The organism is Deinococcus aerophilus, from assembly GCF_014647075.1.
Lineage (GTDB): Bacteria > Deinococcota > Deinococci > Deinococcales > Deinococcaceae > Deinococcus > Deinococcus aerophilus.
Genome location: NZ_BMOM01000007.1, coordinates 64,990 through 83,649, shown reverse-complemented (window position 1 = coordinate 83,649; position 18,660 = coordinate 64,990). Strand labels below are relative to the sequence as shown.

Annotated in this window: 22 protein-coding genes; 13 read left to right on the top strand and 9 right to left on the bottom strand. The window is 68.8% G+C overall.

Annotated features, from left to right (window positions below; genetic code table 11):
- Positions 1 to 138 precede the first annotated feature (138 nt).
- Positions 139 to 927 (top strand): amino acid ABC transporter permease, encoded by a 789-nt coding sequence (locus IEY21_RS06525; protein ID WP_188902582.1) that lies wholly within the window; start codon positions 139 to 141, stop codon positions 925 to 927.
- A 50-nt stretch (positions 928 to 977) separates the two neighbouring features.
- Entirely contained in the window at positions 978 to 3,155 is a 2,178-nt protein-coding gene (locus IEY21_RS06520) for a HelD family protein (RefSeq protein ID WP_308424824.1), read from the top strand.
- Positions 3,156 to 3,212: 57 nt separating this feature from the next.
- Here IEY21_RS06520 and IEY21_RS06515 read toward each other — a convergent pair whose 3' ends face one another.
- Both IEY21_RS06515 and IEY21_RS06510 read right to left on the bottom strand, forming a co-directional pair.
- Positions 3,213 to 3,767 (bottom strand): hypothetical protein, encoded by a 555-nt coding sequence (locus IEY21_RS06515; RefSeq protein WP_188902580.1) that lies wholly within the window; start codon positions 3,765 to 3,767, stop codon positions 3,213 to 3,215.
- Positions 3,768 to 3,882: 115 nt separating this feature from the next.
- Entirely contained in the window at positions 3,883 to 4,494 is a 612-nt protein-coding gene (locus IEY21_RS06510; protein WP_188902578.1) for a hypothetical protein, read from the bottom strand.
- Positions 4,495 to 4,607: 113 nt separating this feature from the next.
- On the opposite strand from IEY21_RS06510, the gene IEY21_RS06505 reads away from it, so the two are divergent.
- A complete protein-coding gene (locus tag IEY21_RS06505) occupies positions 4,608 to 5,066 on the top strand; it encodes a hypothetical protein (RefSeq protein WP_188902576.1) in 459 nt (152 codons plus the stop codon).
- A gap of 81 nt (positions 5,067 to 5,147) precedes the next feature.
- Here the strand turns inward: IEY21_RS06505 and miaB are convergent, their stop codons facing one another.
- On the bottom strand, positions 5,148 to 6,527 hold the full coding sequence (miaB, locus tag IEY21_RS06500) for a tRNA (N6-isopentenyl adenosine(37)-C2)-methylthiotransferase MiaB (protein WP_188902574.1): 1,380 nt from the start codon (positions 6,525 to 6,527) through the stop codon (positions 5,148 to 5,150).
- A 257-nt stretch (positions 6,528 to 6,784) separates the two neighbouring features.
- Between miaB and IEY21_RS06495 the strand changes: the two genes are divergently transcribed.
- Positions 6,785 to 7,702 (top strand): aminoglycoside phosphotransferase family protein, encoded by a 918-nt coding sequence (locus IEY21_RS06495; protein WP_188902572.1) that lies wholly within the window; start codon positions 6,785 to 6,787, stop codon positions 7,700 to 7,702.
- Positions 7,703 to 7,709: 7 nt separating this feature from the next.
- Here the strand turns inward: IEY21_RS06495 and IEY21_RS06490 are convergent, their stop codons facing one another.
- From IEY21_RS06490 to IEY21_RS06470, 5 genes are all read right to left on the bottom strand, one after another.
- Positions 7,710 to 8,189: a hypothetical protein gene (locus IEY21_RS06490; RefSeq protein WP_188902570.1), complete on the bottom strand. Its 480-nt coding sequence runs from the start codon at positions 8,187 to 8,189 to the stop codon at positions 7,710 to 7,712.
- 39 nt (positions 8,190 to 8,228) lie between these two features.
- The gene (locus IEY21_RS06485) at positions 8,229 to 8,642 is read right to left on the bottom strand and encodes a hypothetical protein (protein ID WP_188902568.1); all 414 of its coding nucleotides are present in this window, start codon (positions 8,640 to 8,642) and stop codon (positions 8,229 to 8,231) included.
- Between the two features lie 71 nt (positions 8,643 to 8,713).
- Positions 8,714 to 9,538 carry a hypothetical protein gene (locus IEY21_RS06480; protein ID WP_188902566.1) on the bottom strand — a complete coding sequence of 275 codons (825 nt, stop codon included), beginning with the start codon at positions 9,536 to 9,538 and terminating at the stop codon, positions 8,714 to 8,716.
- A 10-nt stretch (positions 9,539 to 9,548) separates the two neighbouring features.
- A complete protein-coding gene (locus IEY21_RS06475) occupies positions 9,549 to 10,748 on the bottom strand; it encodes an amidase (protein ID WP_188902563.1) in 1,200 nt (399 codons plus the stop codon).
- A 36-nt stretch (positions 10,749 to 10,784) separates the two neighbouring features.
- Entirely contained in the window at positions 10,785 to 11,294 is a 510-nt protein-coding gene (locus tag IEY21_RS06470; RefSeq protein ID WP_188902561.1) for an LEA/WHy family protein, read from the bottom strand.
- A 107-nt stretch (positions 11,295 to 11,401) separates the two neighbouring features.
- On the opposite strand from IEY21_RS06470, the gene IEY21_RS06465 reads away from it, so the two are divergent.
- Both IEY21_RS06465 and IEY21_RS06460 read left to right on the top strand, forming a co-directional pair.
- Positions 11,402 to 12,427 (top strand): hypothetical protein, encoded by a 1,026-nt coding sequence (locus IEY21_RS06465; protein ID WP_188902559.1) that lies wholly within the window; start codon positions 11,402 to 11,404, stop codon positions 12,425 to 12,427.
- 51 nt (positions 12,428 to 12,478) lie between these two features.
- On the top strand, positions 12,479 to 13,177 hold the full coding sequence (locus IEY21_RS06460) for an outer membrane lipoprotein carrier protein LolA (protein WP_188902557.1): 699 nt from the start codon (positions 12,479 to 12,481) through the stop codon (positions 13,175 to 13,177).
- 142 nt (positions 13,178 to 13,319) lie between these two features.
- On the opposite strand, the gene IEY21_RS06455 is transcribed toward IEY21_RS06460, so the two are convergent.
- Complete coding sequence (locus IEY21_RS06455; RefSeq protein WP_188902555.1) at positions 13,320 to 13,946, bottom strand: C40 family peptidase; 627 nt, start codon at positions 13,944 to 13,946, stop codon at positions 13,320 to 13,322.
- A gap of 389 nt (positions 13,947 to 14,335) precedes the next feature.
- On the opposite strand from IEY21_RS06455, the gene IEY21_RS06450 reads away from it, so the two are divergent.
- The 7 genes from IEY21_RS06450 (at position 14,336) to aat (ending at position 18,628) form a co-directional block, all read left to right on the top strand.
- The gene (locus tag IEY21_RS06450) at positions 14,336 to 14,713 is read left to right on the top strand and encodes a hypothetical protein (RefSeq protein WP_188902553.1); all 378 of its coding nucleotides are present in this window, start codon (positions 14,336 to 14,338) and stop codon (positions 14,711 to 14,713) included.
- Positions 14,714 to 14,734: 21 nt separating this feature from the next.
- The gene (locus IEY21_RS06445) at positions 14,735 to 15,424 is read left to right on the top strand and encodes a uracil-DNA glycosylase (protein WP_308424823.1); all 690 of its coding nucleotides are present in this window, start codon (positions 14,735 to 14,737) and stop codon (positions 15,422 to 15,424) included.
- A gap of 92 nt (positions 15,425 to 15,516) precedes the next feature.
- Positions 15,517 to 15,789, top strand: a complete 273-nt coding sequence (locus IEY21_RS06440) for a DUF1844 domain-containing protein (RefSeq protein WP_188902551.1) — start codon at positions 15,517 to 15,519, stop codon at positions 15,787 to 15,789.
- A gap of 2 nt (positions 15,790 to 15,791) precedes the next feature.
- Positions 15,792 to 16,244, top strand: a complete 453-nt coding sequence (gene dtd / locus IEY21_RS06435) for a D-aminoacyl-tRNA deacylase (protein WP_188902549.1) — start codon at positions 15,792 to 15,794, stop codon at positions 16,242 to 16,244.
- A gap of 70 nt (positions 16,245 to 16,314) precedes the next feature.
- Complete coding sequence (locus IEY21_RS06430) at positions 16,315 to 17,421, top strand: LysM peptidoglycan-binding domain-containing M23 family metallopeptidase (RefSeq protein ID WP_188902547.1); 1,107 nt, start codon at positions 16,315 to 16,317, stop codon at positions 17,419 to 17,421.
- A 107-nt stretch (positions 17,422 to 17,528) separates the two neighbouring features.
- The gene (locus tag IEY21_RS06425; RefSeq protein ID WP_188902545.1) at positions 17,529 to 17,960 is read left to right on the top strand and encodes a PaaI family thioesterase; all 432 of its coding nucleotides are present in this window, start codon (positions 17,529 to 17,531) and stop codon (positions 17,958 to 17,960) included.
- A 35-nt stretch (positions 17,961 to 17,995) separates the two neighbouring features.
- The gene (aat, locus tag IEY21_RS06420; protein WP_188902543.1) at positions 17,996 to 18,628 is read left to right on the top strand and encodes a leucyl/phenylalanyl-tRNA--protein transferase; all 633 of its coding nucleotides are present in this window, start codon (positions 17,996 to 17,998) and stop codon (positions 18,626 to 18,628) included.
- Positions 18,629 to 18,660 lie beyond the last annotated feature (32 nt).

Below are 18,660 nucleotides of genomic sequence, written 5' to 3'. Positions count from 1 at the left end.
CGTTGCACTGCAGAGATGGCGGCCACCCCGCAACCCAGAGCGCTCCCCGGAACAGTCCACGGTCTGTTGTGTCATCATCCACCAAATGAAAACCAGCCAGACATACATTCTCCGTGACGCTCGACCCGGACGAGGCGTATGACGGCTTCGAAACCGGCCCGGCCCACCCCGGCAGGAGGACCGCTGGCCCTGTGGTTGGTGGGCGCGGTGGTGGCCTTTTTGGCGCTGTTCTTCGTGATCACCGCCGTGCTGCGGCAGATGCCCGACCCCATCGGCCCCCGCGCCGACCTGTTTGTGGAGGGGGCGCGCATGACCCTTCAGCTCACGGTGGTCAGCGGCCTGATCGGGCTGGCGATCGGCATGATCGCCGGTATCCAGAAGTCCAGCACGTCGTGGCTGGTGCGCGCTCCGGCGAGCTTTTTCATCTGGCTGGTGCGCGGCACGCCGCTGCTCGTGCAGATCCTGTTCGTATACAACGCGCTGCCGGGCATCCTGGGGGCGATGGGCATCAACCTGCAGCTCAACGAATTCTGGTCGGCAGTGATCGCGCTGTCCCTGAACGTGGGGGCCTACAACGCCGAGGTGATCCGCGCCGGGATTCTTGCCATTCCACGCGGGCAGGGCGAGGCGGCGCGCAGCCTGGGCCTCAGCGGGGGCCAGACCATGACCACCGTGATCTTGCCCCAGGCGCTGCGCATCGTGGTGCCGCCGCTGGTGAACAATGTCGTGGCGCTGCTCAAGGACTCCTCGCTGGCGTCGAGCATCGCGCTGCTGGAACTCACCCTGGCCGGATCGCGCGTCAGTTCCGAGAGCTTTCAGCCCATCCCGGTCCTCACCACCGTGGCGGTCGTGTACCTGGCCCTGACCACGGTCCTGACCCTGTTCACGGACCAGCTGGAAAAACGCACCAAGATCGCCAGCCGGTAAGCTGCCAGCCGGTAAGCTTCAGTCATCCCTGACCCGGTATCCTGGGAGGGATGTCTGCACCCGTCTCCACCCGCCCGCCCGTCCACGACTCCCATCCCGACTTTGAATCCGAGGCCGCCCACCTGACGGGGACCGTGGACGCCATGTTGCGCCAGATCGACTTCTGGGAGGACCGTGACCGCCAGATGGGCGCGGACCTGGAAACGAGCATCATCCTAGGCGATGAGGCCGGTGAACACGCCGCGATGCTCTCGCCGCACGTCCACCACCCGTACTTCGGCAGCCTGAAGGTGCGGGTGGGTGGGCGCGAGCAGACGCTGTACGTGGGCAAGCACGCCTTTCGCGACCTCAAGGGGCCACACAGCGTGGTGGGCTGGGACAGCGAGGTGGGCAGCCTGTTCTACTCGGACGCGCTGGGCTGGATTCCGCGCCGGGGCGGGCAGGGCGTGATCAAGCGCCGGCGTCAGCTGGACATCGCGGCCAAGACCCTGCACCGCGTCACCGACCTGTACGACGACGAGCGCGGCGGCGACACCGGGGGCCGCGAGGAGGTGCTGCTGCGCCGCCTGGAGGAGGGCAGCACTGCCGGGATGCGTGACGTGGTGGAGACCCTGCAGCCCGAGCAGAACACCGCCATGCGCTATCCCGCCGGAACGCCGGTGATCATTCAGGGAGCGGCGGGCTCGGGCAAGACGACCATCGGTTTTCACCGGCTGTCGTGGATGACCCATGCCGAGCGCGGTCCCCACCAGGCGCGGGCCGAGGCGTGCATGGTCCTGATGCCCAACCGTGTGCTCGCCACCTACGCCGCGCGCATCCTGCCCGAACTGGGCATCGGCGGCGTGACCGTCACCACGCCCGAGGGCTGGGCCACCGGGTTGCTGGGCCTGGAAAAGCTGGAGGTCACCGACCGCACCCTGACCCTGCTGCTTACCGACCACGACAACACCCGCCGGGCGCTGGCGTGGCGGCGCGCCAAGTTGCTGGGCGACGCCCGCATGCTGGACGTGGTCCGCACCCACCTGTGGAACCGCTATAACGCCGCCCTGCGTGGTCAGGGCCTGCGCGAGGAGGTGGCGCTGCGCCACCGCGACCCACAGATCTTCACGGTCACGGACACCCAGCTGCACGCCATGCTGCGCGACGTGTTCGCCGCCGACCCGCTGGACGGCTACCGCGCCGGGTTCCGGCGGGCCATCGAGGCCCAGGCGCTGTCGCAGCTGAACGTGACGGACGACGAGGAGGCGGGCGTGCTGCGCCAGCTCTCGGTGCCGGTAACGGCGCTGCTGGGGCGCGTGTTCGCGAGCACCACCCCCGTGACCGAGGCCCGCCGTCTGCTGGCCAGCCCCGAGTCCCTGGCGGCCAGCGGCCTCCTGTCCGAGCGCGAGATTGCCCTGCTGGGCACCGACCCCCTGAGCGGCATTCCCACCCCGCGCCGCGCCCACGCCGACGTGACCGAGCTGCCGCTGATGCTGGCGGTGCAGGCCTTCACCGGGGGTATCGGGCGGCTGGACGGGCGCACCCTGGAACCATTTGACCATGTGGTGCTGGACGAGGCGCAGGACTACTCGCCGCTGCTGTACGCCCTGCTGGGCCGCGCCACCCGCCCCGGCCACCTCACCGCGCTGGGCGACCTGAACCAGGGGATGCACGGCTACAAGGGTCCCAGCAACTGGGAAGCGGTGGGGGCCGTGCTTCCGGGGGCCGAGGTGCTGACCCTGGGCCGCACCTACCGCTCCACCCGCCAGATCACCGAACTCGGTGCGCGGATTGCCGCCACCTACAACCGCGCCGCGCAGGTGCAGGGCGTGGACCGCGACGGTGCCGAGGTTCAGCGGTACACCGCGCCCGAGGACGCCCCATACGGCGAGTTGCCGTTGATTGCCCAGGCGGTCAAGGACGCGCAGGCGGCGGGCCACACCAACATCGCCATCGTTACGCGCCGGGCCGTGGACGCCGACCGGCTGGCCGAACAACTGCGCGACTTCGACACCGACGCCCAGCCCATCACCACGCAGGAACACCGCTTCAAGGGTGGGCTGGTGGTGCTGCCGGTCAGCCTCGCCAAGGGCCTGGAGTTCAGCGCGGCCATCGTCAGCAGCGCCAACGTCCAGACCTACGACGAGAGCACCGAGTACGAGCGCCGGTTGCTGTACGTCAGTGCCAGCCGCGCCCTGCACTGGCTCGCGCTGGTCAGCGTGGGCGAACTGCACCCGCTGGTGGCGTAGGAGAGGGCATAGGAAAAACCGCCCCGGTGTGGGGGCGGTCTGGGCAGGGATGGAGGTTCAGATGCCGCAGTCGGCGACTGGAATGGCCTGCACACTCTTGACGAGGTTGCTGTTCGTGCCGTCGGCGCTCTGGGCCTGCACACTCACGAAGGTTGCGCCCTTCACGGTAAAGGTGTTGACAGGGGTCACCACGATGGCCTGTGCGCCCAGCTTGCCCGCCTTGACGCTGAGGGGAGCGGTGTTCGGTCCCACCACGAATTCAAACGTGGAAGGGTTGCCGGAGGTTGTGTTTCCCAGAGGTTGCGAGTAAACGGTCTTGGTGGTCCCTGTGTCGCGGCCTTCCAGACGGGCCCCAAAAAGGTTGATGGTGCCGTTGAAGGTCACGTCCACGCTCAGGCGAGTATTCAGATTGTCGCAGATGATTGAGGAACCCTTCGCGTAGGTTTGCCCTGTTTGGGTATCGGTATAGGCTGTGGGCAAGGTGTACTGGCTCTGGTAGCTCTTGAGCTGGAGGTTGCTGACCGGCACCACTCCCGGGTCCACCACCACATCCACGCCACAGCTTGCCAGCACGCCCGTCAGTCCCACCGCCGCCATCATTAGTCTTTTCATACAGCTCACTCTCCGGTATGAAGCTGATGCGGGCGTGACTGTCGCCTTCAGAAAACCTGAGGACGGCACAAAGAAAAACGCCGGAGCGGTAGCCCCGGCGCAGTGTAGGAAACGGTTACAGCGAGAGAGGGTTGGCGGTCTGCAACGTGCAGGAGCGGTAGACCGGAATGACCCGCAGGAACCGGCTGTTGATGGTGAAGCTGGCGGTATCGGTGTTGACTGTCAGCTCGGTATAGAAGCCCCCATCCACTTTGTTCTGACCCGTCACGGCCTTCACGGGCAGCGGGTCCTGATCCACAGGCGTGACCTCAATGCCCTGAGAGTTCAGGTTATTGGGCAGGAAGGCACCGGTCGCCGAGTTGGCGTCGAACGTAACACGGTAGTTGCCGTTCGCCAGCTTCTTCAGGCTACTGGCTGGGACGTTCTTGTTGAAGTTGTTGTCGTAGGTGTTCGTGTTCGTTCCCTTGAGCCGCACATCCACGGAGTTGATCGAGCCTGCGGCGGCAAATTCCACCACGACCTGCGTGGAGTACTTGCGGGACGGGTCGCTGGGATTGGTGATGACGTCACACCCGGCGTACTGCGCGGTAGGCGTCAGGCTGGTGGCGTATTCCGTTCTCAGATCTACGATGCGGGCGCTGCCGCTGCCGTCCGGCGCGGAGCCGGAGGAACCACAGCTGGCCAGAATGCCCGTCATACCGATTGCCGCGAACATTAGCTTCTTCATGGCTCCTACTGTCTCTCATCTGCCCGGCGTGTGGGTGATGGCGAAATTTACCGAACCTGAGTTCAAAAGTCATGCTTCACCCATTCTTCGGGTGGGCTGCTACCCTGGAGTCCATGTCCCGACTTCTTCCTCTGCTGCTGGCGGGCCTGCTGGGGGCGGCGACCTCCTGCGCGCCGCGCGTCACCGTTCCCCAGACCCAGATCAATTCCGCCGTCAGCGTCAATGGCCGGCTGCTGACCGTCTCGCTGGTCAACGCCGGCCCGCGCGATCTGCTGCTCAAGAACGACTGCCCCCGGCCCTTCAAATTAAACGTGCTAGACGCTGCCGAGGCCACCCGCCCCGAGATCAAGTTCGGGCAGTTCCAGACCTGTGTGGCTTCTTACCTGCCGCCGCTGCCGTGGCGCGTGGGCGAGCGCATCTCGGCGGTGGTGGAGTTCCCGCTGCAACTGGGCACCCGCACCCTGGAGGCCGAGGCCAGCGTGAACGTCAAGCTGGCCTCGGAGGGCACCGGCAGCGACGGCTTCCGGACCATTCAGGTGAACATTGCGCCGTTTCAGGTGGATATTCGCTGACGTCTATCTTGATCAGAGGCTGTAAAAGAGCGTGGAGCGTGTGGCACCTGGGGCCCACGCTCCACGCTTCTGTGCTGGTTCCTATGCCATCTGCAGGGGACTGCTCAGCGCCGCTGCCTGAGGCTCCAGCCGGGGGACCTCGGGCAGCGGCTGACCGTCTGCGCCCAGGATCTGGCCGTAGAGCATGTGCGGCGTGGCGTGGCCAATCTGCACGCGGTAGATGCCCGCGCCCTCCGCGCCGATGGCCTTGGGCACCACGGTGGGGTGGTTGCCGCGCGTGTGGCCTTCCAGAAAGCCCTCGCTGTGGGCGTCACCGCGCAGCAGCACTTCCTGCACCGTGCCGACCTTCTCGGCGTTCTTGCGGTTGCTCCATTCCTTTTGCTTCACGATCAGGCGCTGGAGCCTCTCGGTCTTCAGCTCACGGGGCAGGTCGGCAAAGTGTTTGTAGCTGGGCGTGCCGGGGCGCGGGCTGTAGATGAACATGTAGGCGCTGTCGTAGCCGACCTCGTCGTACAGGCTCAGCGTTTCCTGAAAGTCTTCCTCGGTCTCGCCAGGGAAGCCCACGATGATGTCGGTCGCCAGGACCACGTTGGGCAGATGCTTTTTGATGTCGGCGATGTGGCCCAGGTACTTCTCGCGGGTGTACTCGCGGGCCATGCGGCGCAGGACCCGGCTGCTGCCGCTCTGCACCGGCAGATGCACGAACTCGCACACGGCGGGCGTCTCGGCCATGGCGGCGGCCACGTCCTCGGTGAAGTTCATGGGGTGGCTGGTCGTGAACTTGATGCGCCGCACGCCGCTGCGCCCCACCAGCCGCAGCAGATCGGCAAAGCTGGGGTACCCGGCCAGCCGCGCTCCTCCGTCCACGCCATAGGCATTCACGTTCTGGCCGAGCAGGGTCACTTCCTGCACGCCCGCCGCCAGCTGCATGTCCAGCTCGCGCAGGATGTCGTCGGGCGAGCGGCTGACCTGGGGGCCGCGTGTGGTGGGCACGATGCAGTAGGTGCAGTGGTGGTCGCAGCCGCGCATGATGGTCAGGTGCGCCTGCAGCTTGCCGCTGGGGGGCGGCGGAATGTGTGCGTGCAGTTCGTCCTTGAACTGCAGGCCCCAGAAGCGCTCGTTGCTCTCCAGCGCCGCCCCGATGTCCAGCAGGCTGCCCGGCCCCAGCAACACGTCCACCTCGAACTTGCGGGCCATCTGCTGGCCCTCTTCCAGCTGCGCGAGGCAGCCCATCATGCCGACCACCAGCGGGCGTGTGGCCTTGACCTTGCGCAGCTGTCCCAGCACGCTGCGGACCTTGTCCACCGGCTTGCCGCGCACCGCGCAGGTGTTGATCAGCACGAAATCGGCCTCGTCGATGCTGCCCACCAGGTCCGCGCCGAAGCTGACCAGCTGAGACTCGACCAGGTGCGTGTCGTACTCGTTCATCTGACACCCGTAGGTGATCATGTGTGCTTTCATCTCGTTTCTCCTCGCTGCCTGACGGAGGGATTCCGGGGCTGGCTCCAGCGTCGCCCGGGTCTGGACCCGGCGGCCACAGGAGAGTTTAGCGTGTCGCCGCGTGCTCTCAGGCCAGCTGGCGTATTCCCTGGGGGTGGCGGGGCCGCTACGCTGGCCGGGTATGTTGCCTTTGTCCCCGCCGTTTGACCATCCGGGCCTGCCGGGGTGGTCCGGGACGTCTCCACGGTGCCCGGTGTGCCTGCCGGGAAGTCCAGCCCATGACTGACCCCTCCGGCCACCCGCCAGAGATCACGTCCGCCCTCGTCCGGCGCCTGATCGCCGCGCAGTTTCCGCAGTGGGCCGATCTGCCCGTGACTCCGGTGGCCTCCGGCGGCTGGGACAACCGGACCTTTCATCTGGGGTCCACCATGACCGTGCGCCTGCCCAGCGCCGGGGCCTACGCCCCGCAGGTGGACAAGGAGCAGCGCTGGCTGCCGGTGCTCGCGGGGCATCTGCCGCTTCCCATCCCGGTTCCGCTGGGGTTGGGTCGTCCCGGCGAGGGCTATCCCTGGCCGTGGTCGGTGTACCGCTGGCTGGAGGGCGAGACCATGATCCCATCATGCACCGCCGACCTGCCACGCCTCGCCGCCGACCTGGGCCGGTTCCTGGGAGCGCTGCAGGCGGTGGACGCCACGGATGGGCCCCCGGCGGGCGCCCACAGCTTCTTTCGCGGCGCCTCCCTGCAGGTGTATGACGCGCAGACTCGGCAGGTCCTGACCGCCCTGGCGGATGAGGTGGGTGTCCGGGCGGCCACGGCGGTCTGGGAAGCGGCCCTGCACACACCGTGGCCGCGCCCGCCCGTGTGGTTCCACGGCGACGTCGCGGCGGGCAACCTGCTCATCCGGGAAGACCGGCTGGCCGCCGTCATCGACTTCGGCTGTGCGGGGGTGGGCGACCCCGCCTGCGATCTGGTGGCCGCCTGGACGCTGTTCTGGGGCGAGAGCCGGGAGGTGTTCCGCGCAGCCCTGCCGCTGGACGCCGCCACCTGGGCGCGGGGCCGGGGCTGGGCGCTGTGGAAGGCGCTGATCACCCTGGAGGAACACCGGGAACCGGAAGCCGGCGCCGACCCGCTCAGGGCTGCTGAGGCCCGGCGGGTCCTGGGTGAGGTGCTGGCCGATTCAGTCCGGGGTTCCTGAAGCCCGTCTACGGTGTGGAGGACACAGGGGCCGCCGGAGCGGCGACCGGAGCCGTTTCCACCCGGTTGAGTTCTACCGTGTAGCCCAGCAGTTCCCGGCCCAGCACCACGGTCCTGAGCACGCCGCTGATCTTGGGACCGTTCAGGACGGCATGCAGGTTGGCGCGGTGCTGGTCTCCGTTCTCGTACAGGTTGAGTTCCAGCGCCCCGCCCGCCTCGCTGCGTTTGAAGGTGCCACTGGCAGCGTAGGCCTTGCGGCTTTCCAGGTTCACCAGAACGCCGGTGGCGCGGCCCTCGCGCTCCTGCACGGTCAGGGTCAGGCGGTACGGCACGCGGCCCGTGCCGCCCACGCCGATGCCTTCGTAGGTGCCGTTGGCGGCGCGTTCCAGCGGGGTCAGCGGGCTGAGGTAGGCCCCCAGGGCACATCCGCTCAGGACGGGGGGCAACAGCAGGGCGGCGGCAGCGGCCAGCGGGCGGTTTGAACGCATACTGGAGCGTACCGGCGTCTCATGAAGTCCCGCTGACCGTTACTGCACGCGCTTGAGGTTCAGCGGGTAGCGCACGCCGCCCACCCGCAGGCTGCCCGTGAACAGGTCGCCGGTCACCCGGCCCCCCAGCAGCGCGTCGGCCTTGGGGGACAGGCCGCTGACCCCAAATCCCAGGACGCTGGCATTCAGCCGCGGAGAGTCTCCGGCGGTGAGCTGGGCGGTCAGCTCGGCTCCGTCGGGTCCGGGCAGCAGCGTGCCCCGCGCCTCAAAACGGTCCCCGCTGCTGCGGTTGTCCAGGCTGCCGCTGAGCAGGTGCGTGACCGGGTCAACCGTGAAGGTCAGGCGGTAGTCCTGGGTCCGGAGCAGGATACGCGCCGAGCCCTCCCAGACCTGAACCGGCTGAGGCCGCACGGCGGGGGCACAGGCGGTCAGCGCGAGTACCGGCAGCCACACAGCCCGCTTGCTCCGGATTCGGGGAACGTCGCCTGCCGGTCCTGACGGCCCCGGAGGCAGAAGCTTGCGGATCACGGCTGGTCGGGTTCCCTGACCGGATAGCTGGAGCTGTTCACCGCCCGCACGCGGCCCTCGGGCTGGGCGTAGGTGGCGTTGATCAGGTCGGTGCGGTGGGCCGTGAACCACGCCCGCAGACCGGGAGCCCGCGCAAAGACCTGGGCGGCCAGCACCCGCTCGGCCTCGGCCCCCCGGCCCGCCAGGATCATGTTCGCGTAATAGCCCGACAGACGGGGTTTCAGGGCGTCCGTTCCCTGACCTTCCGCCAGACCGTCCAGCACCACCTTCAGCTCTCGGGCCGCCTCCTGGCCCGGCACGTAGGCATAGGCGCGGGTCCGGTCGGCAAGCCGCACGCCGTCCCAGCCCAGCACGGTCAGCGGAAAGGGACTCTCGGCAAAGGACCAGTCGTAATACGTCAGGGTGTTGCTGCCCCACACGAATTCTCGGGTGCCGTCGCCGTTCAGGTCGGTCCAGCGGCCCGGGTCGTCGGCAGCGTCAAAAACAGCCAGATTCTCCACCCGCCCGCCGTCCTGCGTGAAGACATACTGGGTAAAGCAGCAGTGTGCTCCGCCCGAGAACGCGCTCAGCACCAGTTCGGGCAGACCGCCGGGCCGGATGGGCTGCAGCGTCGCCTCAATGTCCCAGTCGGTCACGGTCAGCACCGTGCGGGCACCGTTGCGGACGACGGCACGTGCCTGCGCCTCGAAGTTTCCTGCCGGGCGCGGCGTCACCGTCACGGTCAGGGCGCCCCATTTCAGTGGGGTGGGCGCGGCCCCGGCGGCGGGGGTCAGGAGCAGCGCGGACAGCACGGCGGCCAGTGGCAGCAAGGAGCGCTTCATGTCCGTCACTCTAGCCTTCCCAGGCCAGTCCCAGCCCCAGCAGGCGGTCGTCCTCGCCGTGCCGCCCCACCAGCTGCACGCCCACAAAGGGGGTGGCGGTGGGCAGCGACACGGTGGGGGTTCCCAGCAGGCTGAAGGGGGCCGTCAGCCGCAGCACGGCGCGGCGCAGCGGCATGACCTCCTCGGACACGGTGACCCCACCCACCGTGCCCCCGCCCACGGTCACCTCGTCCTGGCCGCTCAGCGGGGGCGGGGTGGGTACGGCGGGGGCCAGGAGGACATCAAAGGCCGTCAGCAGGCCGTCCAGCAGCGCGCGGTACTCGGCGCGGCGGTCAAAGGCGTGCTGGACCTGGGTCTGCGTCAGCGCCGCTCCCTGGCGCAGCGCTCCCAGCGTGAAGGGCAGGAAGCCGGGGTCCTCCGCGCGCAGCGCCTCCGCGTGAACCGCCGCCGCCTCGCTGAGCACGATGGGAGAGTAGGCGTCCAGCATTTCCGGAAGCTGCACAGGGGAGACCTCGGCCCCGCGCGCGGCCAGCCCGGCGGCGAAGGCCAGGGTCGCTTCCCGCACCGCCGGGTCGGTCCAGCCGTCCGGCAGCCACAGGCCCACGCGCACGCCGGTCCAGTCCTGGGGTTCAATGGGCCGCCCGGTCAGTGCGCCGTGTACCCGCGCCAGGGTCGCCACCTCGCGGGCCAGCGGTCCGGCATGGTCACAGGTCCACGACAGCGGCAACACCCCCCCCGTGCTCCAGTCCGGGTGGCCCTGGGTGGGCTTGTAGCCGGCCACGCCGCACCACGCCGCCGGAACGCGGATGCTGCCGCCCGTATCGGTGCCCAGCGCAAAGTCCACCTGATTCAGCGCCACGCTCACGGCCGCCCCACTGCTGCTGCCGCCCGCCACCCGCTGCGGATCATGGGGGTGGGCGGTGCCGCCGAAGCCGTTCATACCGGTGATGCCCAGCGCGACCTCGTGCAGGTGCGTTTTGCCCACAGCACACGCGCCCAGGTCCAGCAGGCGGCGCACGAGCACGCTCTCACCCGGGTCCGGCACGGGCGCGCGGGTGCTCGCATGTAGGGGCCAGCCGGGCACGCCGTACAGGTCCTTGACGCTGAAGCTCAGGTCCGACAGCGGCCCGCCGGGCGCACCCGCCAGGGGCTGCGCCGGGCGGTAGGCCCAGGCACGCTGGGGGTCATAGAAATCCGGGGACAGGGGCATGGGCACAGGGTACGGCCTGGGCGGAGAGGCGGCGGCCTAGAACGGCAGGACCGGCGGCTGCTTCCACTGGCCCTGGCTCAGCGTGAACGGCCCGAACTCCTTCAGGCCCAGCGGCCCGAAATCGGCCGTGAAGGTGCCGTCCAGGCGGTAGGACACCTGCTGGCCGCGCGCCACTTTCAGGAAGGAGGCGGCGGTGTTCAGGGTCACCGGGATGCTCAGGTCGGCGTCCTGATCCGCTGATCCGCGTGCGGGAACGTTCACGCGCGGAAAACTGGCCTGACCCACGTCCGCGCCGTCAATGACCAGCGTGGCAGAGATGTTGGTCATCTTCAGGGCAATCGGGTTGGGATTGGTCACGCGCAGGGTCATGCTCACGTCGGCTACGGGTGCGCCGCTGAGGCCGCCCGGCAGGGACAGCCGGGTCAGGCGCACGCTCTGAACGGCCACTCCGGGCACCTGCAGCACCTGCGGACCGGGCGCACACGCGGCCAGTCCCAGGACGGTCAGGGTCGGTACGGCGAGGGCGGTGGCAGGAAGAAGGCGCATGGGTTCAGGGTAGCGGCTGCGGGCCGGCAGGATGGTGCCCGCCCCCCTCGCCGCTTGCCTGTGCGTGCTTCAGGTCCCTGCCCCGGTCTCCCTGCTACCCTTCGCGCATGAACCAATGGCGATTGGGAAGGTTGGGGCGTGGGGCGGCCCTGGCGCTGGCCCTGGCGGGCGGAGCGGGCGCGGCCACGGTGGAGTTCGGGGTGTCCTACGCGGCTGGGATCGCGGGCGGAGGCGGCGCGCAGGTGGGTATCTCGGGCCTGGAGGCACTGGGCGGGCGCATTTCGGCGGGGCTGTCAACGCGCGCGGCGACGGTGGGCTACGCGCGGGGGCTGGCGTTGCCGCCGCTGGGGGCCGCGACCGTGAACGGAACGGTGGCGCTGGCGTGGCGGGGCGGGGTGCGTGCGGACCTGCGCGGGACCGCCACCGTGGGGCCGGTGGCCCTGAATCTGGGCCTGGGCGCGTTCACGACCTCTGCGGCAAGCACGGACCCGCTCTCGGTGTGGGCCCTGACCCCGCCCGATGCCCGTGACCGTGGCCTGAGCGCTGACCTCAGCGCCCGCTACCGCCTGAGCCGGAGCCTGATTCTGGTGGCGGGCGGCGAACTGAGCGTGCAGACCCAGGGCTTTGTCGGCGTGGAGGGCCGCCGCGACCTGACCCGGCCCGTGCCGCCGCAGGAGGGGACCGGCGCCGCCGCATCTGACTCCACGGCAAATGACCCCGCCGAGGCCGAGACCACCGAACCCGAGACCGAGCCGGTGGGCACGCTGAACTGGCGTGCGGGAGTGCGCGCGGGCCAGGGCGTGCTGGGCGTCACCGCGGGCGTGGGGTACGCCGCCGAGTCAGGCCTGAACCTGGGGCTGGACGCCCTGGTGGGGCCCAGGACCTTCGGGATCACCGGCAGCGTGGGAGCCCCAGATGTGCTGGGGGCGGGCAGCACGCTGCGGCTGTACGCGGCCTACGAGCCGTGGCGCACGTCCGGCGCCCCGCTGCGAACCGGGGTGGAGGCCACGCTGCCCGTGGGGTCCGGCGAATTCGGCCTGAACCTGGGCGGCGGGCGAACCGGGGCCGACACCCTGGGCTACGCGGCGCGCGTGACCTACCGCCTGCCGCTGGAAAGCGTCTCCCAGCCCTGAGCGCCCGCCGGCGGAGGGTGAATCCGCCATCAGCCGCCGCGCCTCCTTCTCATGAGACCGGACAGGATACTGCCAGGCGTGAACAAGTCCCCGAAACTGACCCTGATCGCCGCCGCGTGCGGTGTGTTGCTGACCTCCCTCGCCAGCGCCCAGAGCGCCCAGGACATCATCGGCAAGGTGGACGCCGCGCAGAAGGCCGCCAAGGACATCTCCTTTCGCCTCAGCGGCAACGCCACGCTGGAATCCAGCGCGCAGAAGATCGACCTCACCATCAAGAGCATTCCGGCCCAGAACGTCGCCCGGCTGCAGTTCAACGCGCCCGACGCCCTGGCCGACAACATCGTGGTCGCCGACAAGAACGAGATCCGCCAGTACCTGTACCTGACCAATCAAGTCACCGTGACCTCTGCCAAGAAGGCGGCGGACGGCGCGGGCTTCGGCGGACTGGATTTCACGCAGCTCAGCAGCGTGGCCTCCTTGCTCTCGCAGTATGACGTCAAGCTGCTCTCCACCTCCGGGACGGCGGGCAAGCGCCTGTTTCAGCTGGAGGCGACGCCCAAGTCCGGCACCACCGATAAGACCCGTGTGTGGATCACCGAGGCGGGCTGGCGGCCCACCCGCATCCAGATCGTGAGCAGTGCGGGCAAGGCCCTGGCAGACCTGAATGTGGGCAACTACCGGGTGAACTCGGGTCTCAGCGTCGCCTCTCTCAAGCAGTTGCCCAAAGACGCCCAGATTATCCGGCAGTAACCGCAGGCTGCGGGGGGCGGGGAAGGGCCGGAACTGGGCTCTTTCCCGCCTTCGTTTGTGCCCGCTTGTAGGTGGGCCATATAACTCAAAACCCCTGCCGTATGGGCAGGGGCTGAGGTCGTTTGAATTCTCCGGCTGGTGCTCAGTTCAGGAAGCGGCGCGCTCCGTCATAGCGGTTGGCCCAGTAGGGGTTGCTGAACAGCGGCTCGATCATGGACCTGCCGTGAAAGCTGTTGGCGTTGGCCATCATGCCGTCGCCCAGGTACACGCCGACATGGCTGGCGGTGCGGCCCACGGTGTTGAAGAACACCAGATCGCCCGCCTGCAGGTCGCGCCGGTTGACCGGTCGACCGGCCTTCCACTGCCCGGCGGCGGTGCGGGGCAGCGAGATGCCCATCTGGCGGAACACGCTGCTCGTGTAGCCCGAGCAGTCAATGGCGTTGCCCCCGTTGCCGCCCAGCGCGTAGCGAATGCCCAGGAAGCGGGTGGCGGCGCTGCGAATGAAAGCGCCGCCTGAGCTGCGGGCGGCGGGGGTGCTGGAGTTGGTGGCGCTCGGGGCAGCGGCCCCGCCCAGGTTGAGCTTCTGGCCGATCTGGATGGTGCTGCTGCTCAGCTTGTTCAGGCTCATCAGCTGGGCGGCGTCCGTGCCGGTGGCCCGGGCGATGGACGACAGGGTGTCACCGCTCTTGACGGTGTACGTGGCGGCCAGCGCAGAGGTGCTGGTCAGGGCGGCAACGGTGAGGGTCAGAAACAGGCGGGAGTAATTCATCGACCTCAGAAGTTTAGCGGATCTTTATTTATTTGCCCTTCATTGTCAGGAAAATAGCGGCGAATTATGCGCCTATACGGTCTTTATGCGGTCTCTGTTTTCCCGGATTCTGGCGGAAAAACAGCTCCGGCTCAGTGTTCTCAGGTTTGGCCTCATATTCGCCGGGCAGCGAAAAGCCTGCCGTATCACAGGCTTAAACCCTGATGACGGATTTGTCGCAATATCATCTTTCTCATTATTAGAGGAATGCCCTGCCCTGGGTCTGTTGATGGGGCAGTACGGACAGCCCGCGCCCGGGCCTTCTATACTGACCGTGGACACTGGCTCCAAGAAGTTGCCGCCGCGCCCCAAAGGCTGCCGTGCAGGCCACTCGCCGCCCTGGAGGACCGATGAAGGAACCCATGACCACCGATCAGCTGTTGCAAGGGCTGAAGCATTACCGGCGAATCGCTCGGCAGGACATGTTGCGGGCGGCGGAGACGCCCTACCCGGAAGCCTTCCTGAAGCACGCCGAGAGCCGCCGGGAGGTCTACGTCGCGCTGGGCACCTACGCCGAGGGCCATGCCAGCGACGAGGTCGTGACCCACGCCCTGGAGCTGTACCAGACGCTGCCCTTTGCCACCGGTACGCCGGAGAACGAACATGCCGACATCAAGGGCCGCGAGAACGCGCTGGAAAACTTCTTCCTGCTCGTGGGCCTGGACCCCAAGACCCGCCGCGAGGCCCGCAGCCGCCGCCCCAAGCTGGAAGCTGCCGCTGGGTCCTAAGGCTGTCTTGCTGGGCGGCCCGTGACTCCACCGTACGGTGACGCCGCCGGCGCACGGGCCGCCGCGTTGCTCGCCCTGCAGGGGCGGATGCGCGGCTGCGGGGCCTGTGGTCTGCGGGCCGGATGTACCCAGGTGGTGGCGGCAGAGGGCAACCCCGCCGCCGCCCTGGTGATCGTGGCCGAGGGGCCGGGACGCGAGGAGGACCGGCAGGGGCGCCCGCTGGTGGGGGAGGGAGGAGCGCTGCTTGACCGCATGCTCGCCGCGGTTCATCTCACGCGAGAGGAGGTCTACCTGACCACCGTGCTGGGCTGCCGTCCTCCGGGGGACCGCGCCCCCCGGCCCGCCGAGACGGAAACCTGCGCCGCCCGCTGGCTGTGGCCACAGCTGAATCTGCTGCGGCCCCGCGTGATCCTGAGCCTGGGCAACACGGCCACCCAGGCCCTGCTGGGCACCCGCCGCGGCATCACGGGCCTGCGCGGGCAGTGGTTCCGCCTTGAATCCGGGGAGGAGGACCGGGACGCACCATTGCTGATGCCGCTGTTTCATCCGGCCTACCTGCTGCGCCACCCCACCCGCGCCCCCGGCGGTCCCAAGAGCCTGACGTGGCATGACCTGCAGGAGGCGGCCGCCGTGCTGCGCGGTCACAAAATCCCTGACCGCCTGAGCGTGCTGCCGCCCGAGGACATGACCGACCAGCCGGGACTTTTTTAGGGGCACGGGGGTGTGGGAGCGCGGTTGACGGGAAACACTGATTGAAGGCCCGAGCGGACCACCCGCCGCGCCCGGCCCGTAGACTGTCGGGCATGCCCCATCCTGAATTCGTCGGACTCGTGAATTCCCTGCAGGCCACCGCCGAGGCGGCGCTGGGCGACCTGAACGCTGCGACCGCCAGCGCGGCCCGTGACGGCCTGCTGCAGGAGGGCCGCGCCCGCCAGACGGCCGAGCGCAGCCTCAAGCTGCTGAGCATGCTCGCCGACAAGACGCGCGGCAACCTGGATTTTGCCGAGGCCGAGCTGCTGACCGGGGCCATCCACAGCCTGCGGACGCGGCTGGACAGCGGACCGCACGGGAACTGACGGTGAGGGCCGTCATTCAGCGGGTGACCCAGGCCAGTTGTACGGTCGGCACGGAAACCACCGGCCAGACCGGGCCGGGACTGCTCGTGCTGCTGGGGGTCGCCCCCGAGGACACCGTTCAGACCGCGCACAAGCTGGCCGCCAAGATTTCCAGGCTGCGGATCTTCAACGATGACGCCGGCAAGATGAACCGCAGCGTGCTGGACTTAGACGGCTCAGGACGGGCAGGCGGAATCCTGAGCATCAGCCAATTCACGCTGTACGCCGACACCCGGGCGGGCAACCGCCCCAGCTTTATCGGCGCCGCCCCGCCCGAACACGCCCGCACGCTGTACGTCGCCTTCAACGCTGCGCTGCGGGACCTGGGCCTGTCGGTTGGAGAGGGCCGCTTCGGTGAACATATGGTGATTTCCCTGAGCAACGACGGTCCGGTGACTATCACGCTGGAACTGTAGGGCGCGCACCATGAGGAGCTGGCCCCGCTGCGTGCCACAGTTCTCACCTGCGGCCCCTATGCTGCCGGCCATGACTCGCCGCACTGCCGTCCTGTTCGCCGCTTCCCTGCTGTTCGGCATGGCCGGGGCCTACACCGTCAAGGCGGGCGACACCCTGTATTCCATCGCGCGGGCCAACGGCACCACCGTGGCCGCCCTGATGAAGCTCAATGGGCTCCCGGATACCGCCCTGGAGATTGGCCAGGAGCTTCGTTTGCCGGGAGCGGCCCCGGCTCCGGCCACGCCCGCTCCTCAGCCGCCCGCCAAACCCCCCCTTCCCGCACCGTTGCCCGAAGATCAACTGACCCCCACGCCTCCGGCGGCCACCGTGGCGGGCGTGAATATCCGGGTGCCTGCCAGCCTGCGCATGGGCGAGGCGTTCATCGTGCAGCTCTCGGGGACGCGGGCCGCCCAGGCCACCGTGCGCTTTCCCAGCGAGGTCGGCGAGGACGTCCGCCGTCCCAACGAGGTCCTCAAGCCGGTGGGGGCGGCGGGCGAGTACGTTGCGCTGGGCCGCGTGGTGCTGGGCAAGACCACCCCGGTGGTCTACGAGGTCAGCCTGAACGGGGAGCTGGTGCGCGGGCGCATTCCGGTGGTTGGTCTGGACCAACCCATTCAGCATCTGAACCTGCCCACCCGCATCAGCGGTCTGTTGCAGGACCCCGGCCGGGCCGCCGAGGACGCCGCCGTGGAAAAGGCTTACGCCCTGCGCACCCCCCAGGTCTGGACCCGGCCCTTTGCCCCGGCCATGTCGGGGGTCAAGGCCACGAGCAGCAGCTTCGGGCAGCCGCGCACCTATCTGGCGGGTGGTCCGGTGGCCTACCACTTCGGTACCGACTATCCCGCGCCGGTGGGCACCCCGGTGCTGGCCGTCAACGACGGCAAGGTGATCCTGGCCGGCAAGTACCCGGTGCGCGGCAATCTGGTGGTCATTGACCACGGCGCGGGCGTTGCCAGCCTGTACTTTCACCAGAGCAAGCTGCTCGTCAAGCCGGGTCAGACGGTCACGCGCGGTCAGAAGATCGGCGAGGTCGGCACCACCGGCCTGAGTGCGGGGCCGCACCTGCATCTGGAAGTGCGGGTGCGCGGTGAGGGGACCAACCCGGAAACGTGGATGAACCGCTTGTGGCCCCGCTGACCGGCGGCGGTGGGCTGAGCCGGCTGGCCTGAAGTGGCTGGCCTGAGGTGGGGCCTGGGTCCGGGTGCCCCGCCCCCCGCAGCGGTATCCCTGCTACCCTGCGCCCCATGTCCCCGACCCCTTCGCGCCCGTTGCCCAGCCTGGACGAACTCAACCGGCTGGGCGAGGGCAAGTTGCCCGGCCTGATCGGCATCCGCTTTACCCACCTGGAGGCCGGGCTGGTTCACTCGGAGCTGACGGTGCGCCCCGAACTGCTCGCGCCCAACAGTTATCTGCACGCCGCGAGCGTGGTGGCGCTGGCCGATACCAGTTGCGGCTACGGTACCCGCATCCTGCTGCCCGAGGATTCAAGCGGCTTTACGACCATTGAACTCAAGAGCAACCACCTGTCCACCGCCCGGGAAGGCACCATCACCTGCGAGGCCCGCAGCGTGCATGCCGGGCGCACCACCCAGGTCTGGGACGCCACGGTGCGCGGACCGGAGGGCCGGGTCATGGCGCTGTTCCGCTGTACCCAAGCAGTGCTGTATGCACGCTGAGCGGCGCCGCGCTTGTGTGCCGCGTTTTCGCTGAGGTGCCCACCGCAGCCGCCTTCCTGAACCACGCCGACCCCCTGACCTGCGAGGTGGCGCGGGGCTACGCCGGGGGCGCCTTTCTGATGGACAACGGGGAGGGCGTGCAGTGGTACAGCGTGCGGGGACGCGCCCTGGTGCCCCTGACCGAGGCCGACGGCCTGCATGTCGCCCGGCGCCTGCGCCGTGAACTGCCGCGCTTTGAGGTGCGGGTAGACACCGCCTTTGATGAGGTGCTGGAGGGCTGCCGGGGCCGGCTGCCGGGCGCTCCGGCACGCGACGGCGAGTGGATCAGCCCCGAGCTGACGGCCCTGTACCATCACCTGCACGCCACCGGGCTGGCCCATTCCTTTGAGGTCTGGCGCGGCGGTGAGCTGGCGGGCGGCATCCTGGGCCTGGCGCTGGGCGGCGCCTTCATTGCCGAGAGCAAGTTTCACCGCGTGACCAATGCGAGCAAAGTTGCGCTGGTCACGCTGGCCGGGCATCTGCACGCGCGCGGCTTTACGCTGCTGGACGCCCAGATCCAGAACCCCCATCTGCAGACGCTGGGGGTCTACGAGGTCGGGGCGCGGGAATACGCCGGACGGCTCGCCGGGGCGCTGAAGGTGGACGCGGCGCTCTCACCGTGGGTGTGAGGAAGCAGGGGCGCGTAAAGATCAGCCCGGCC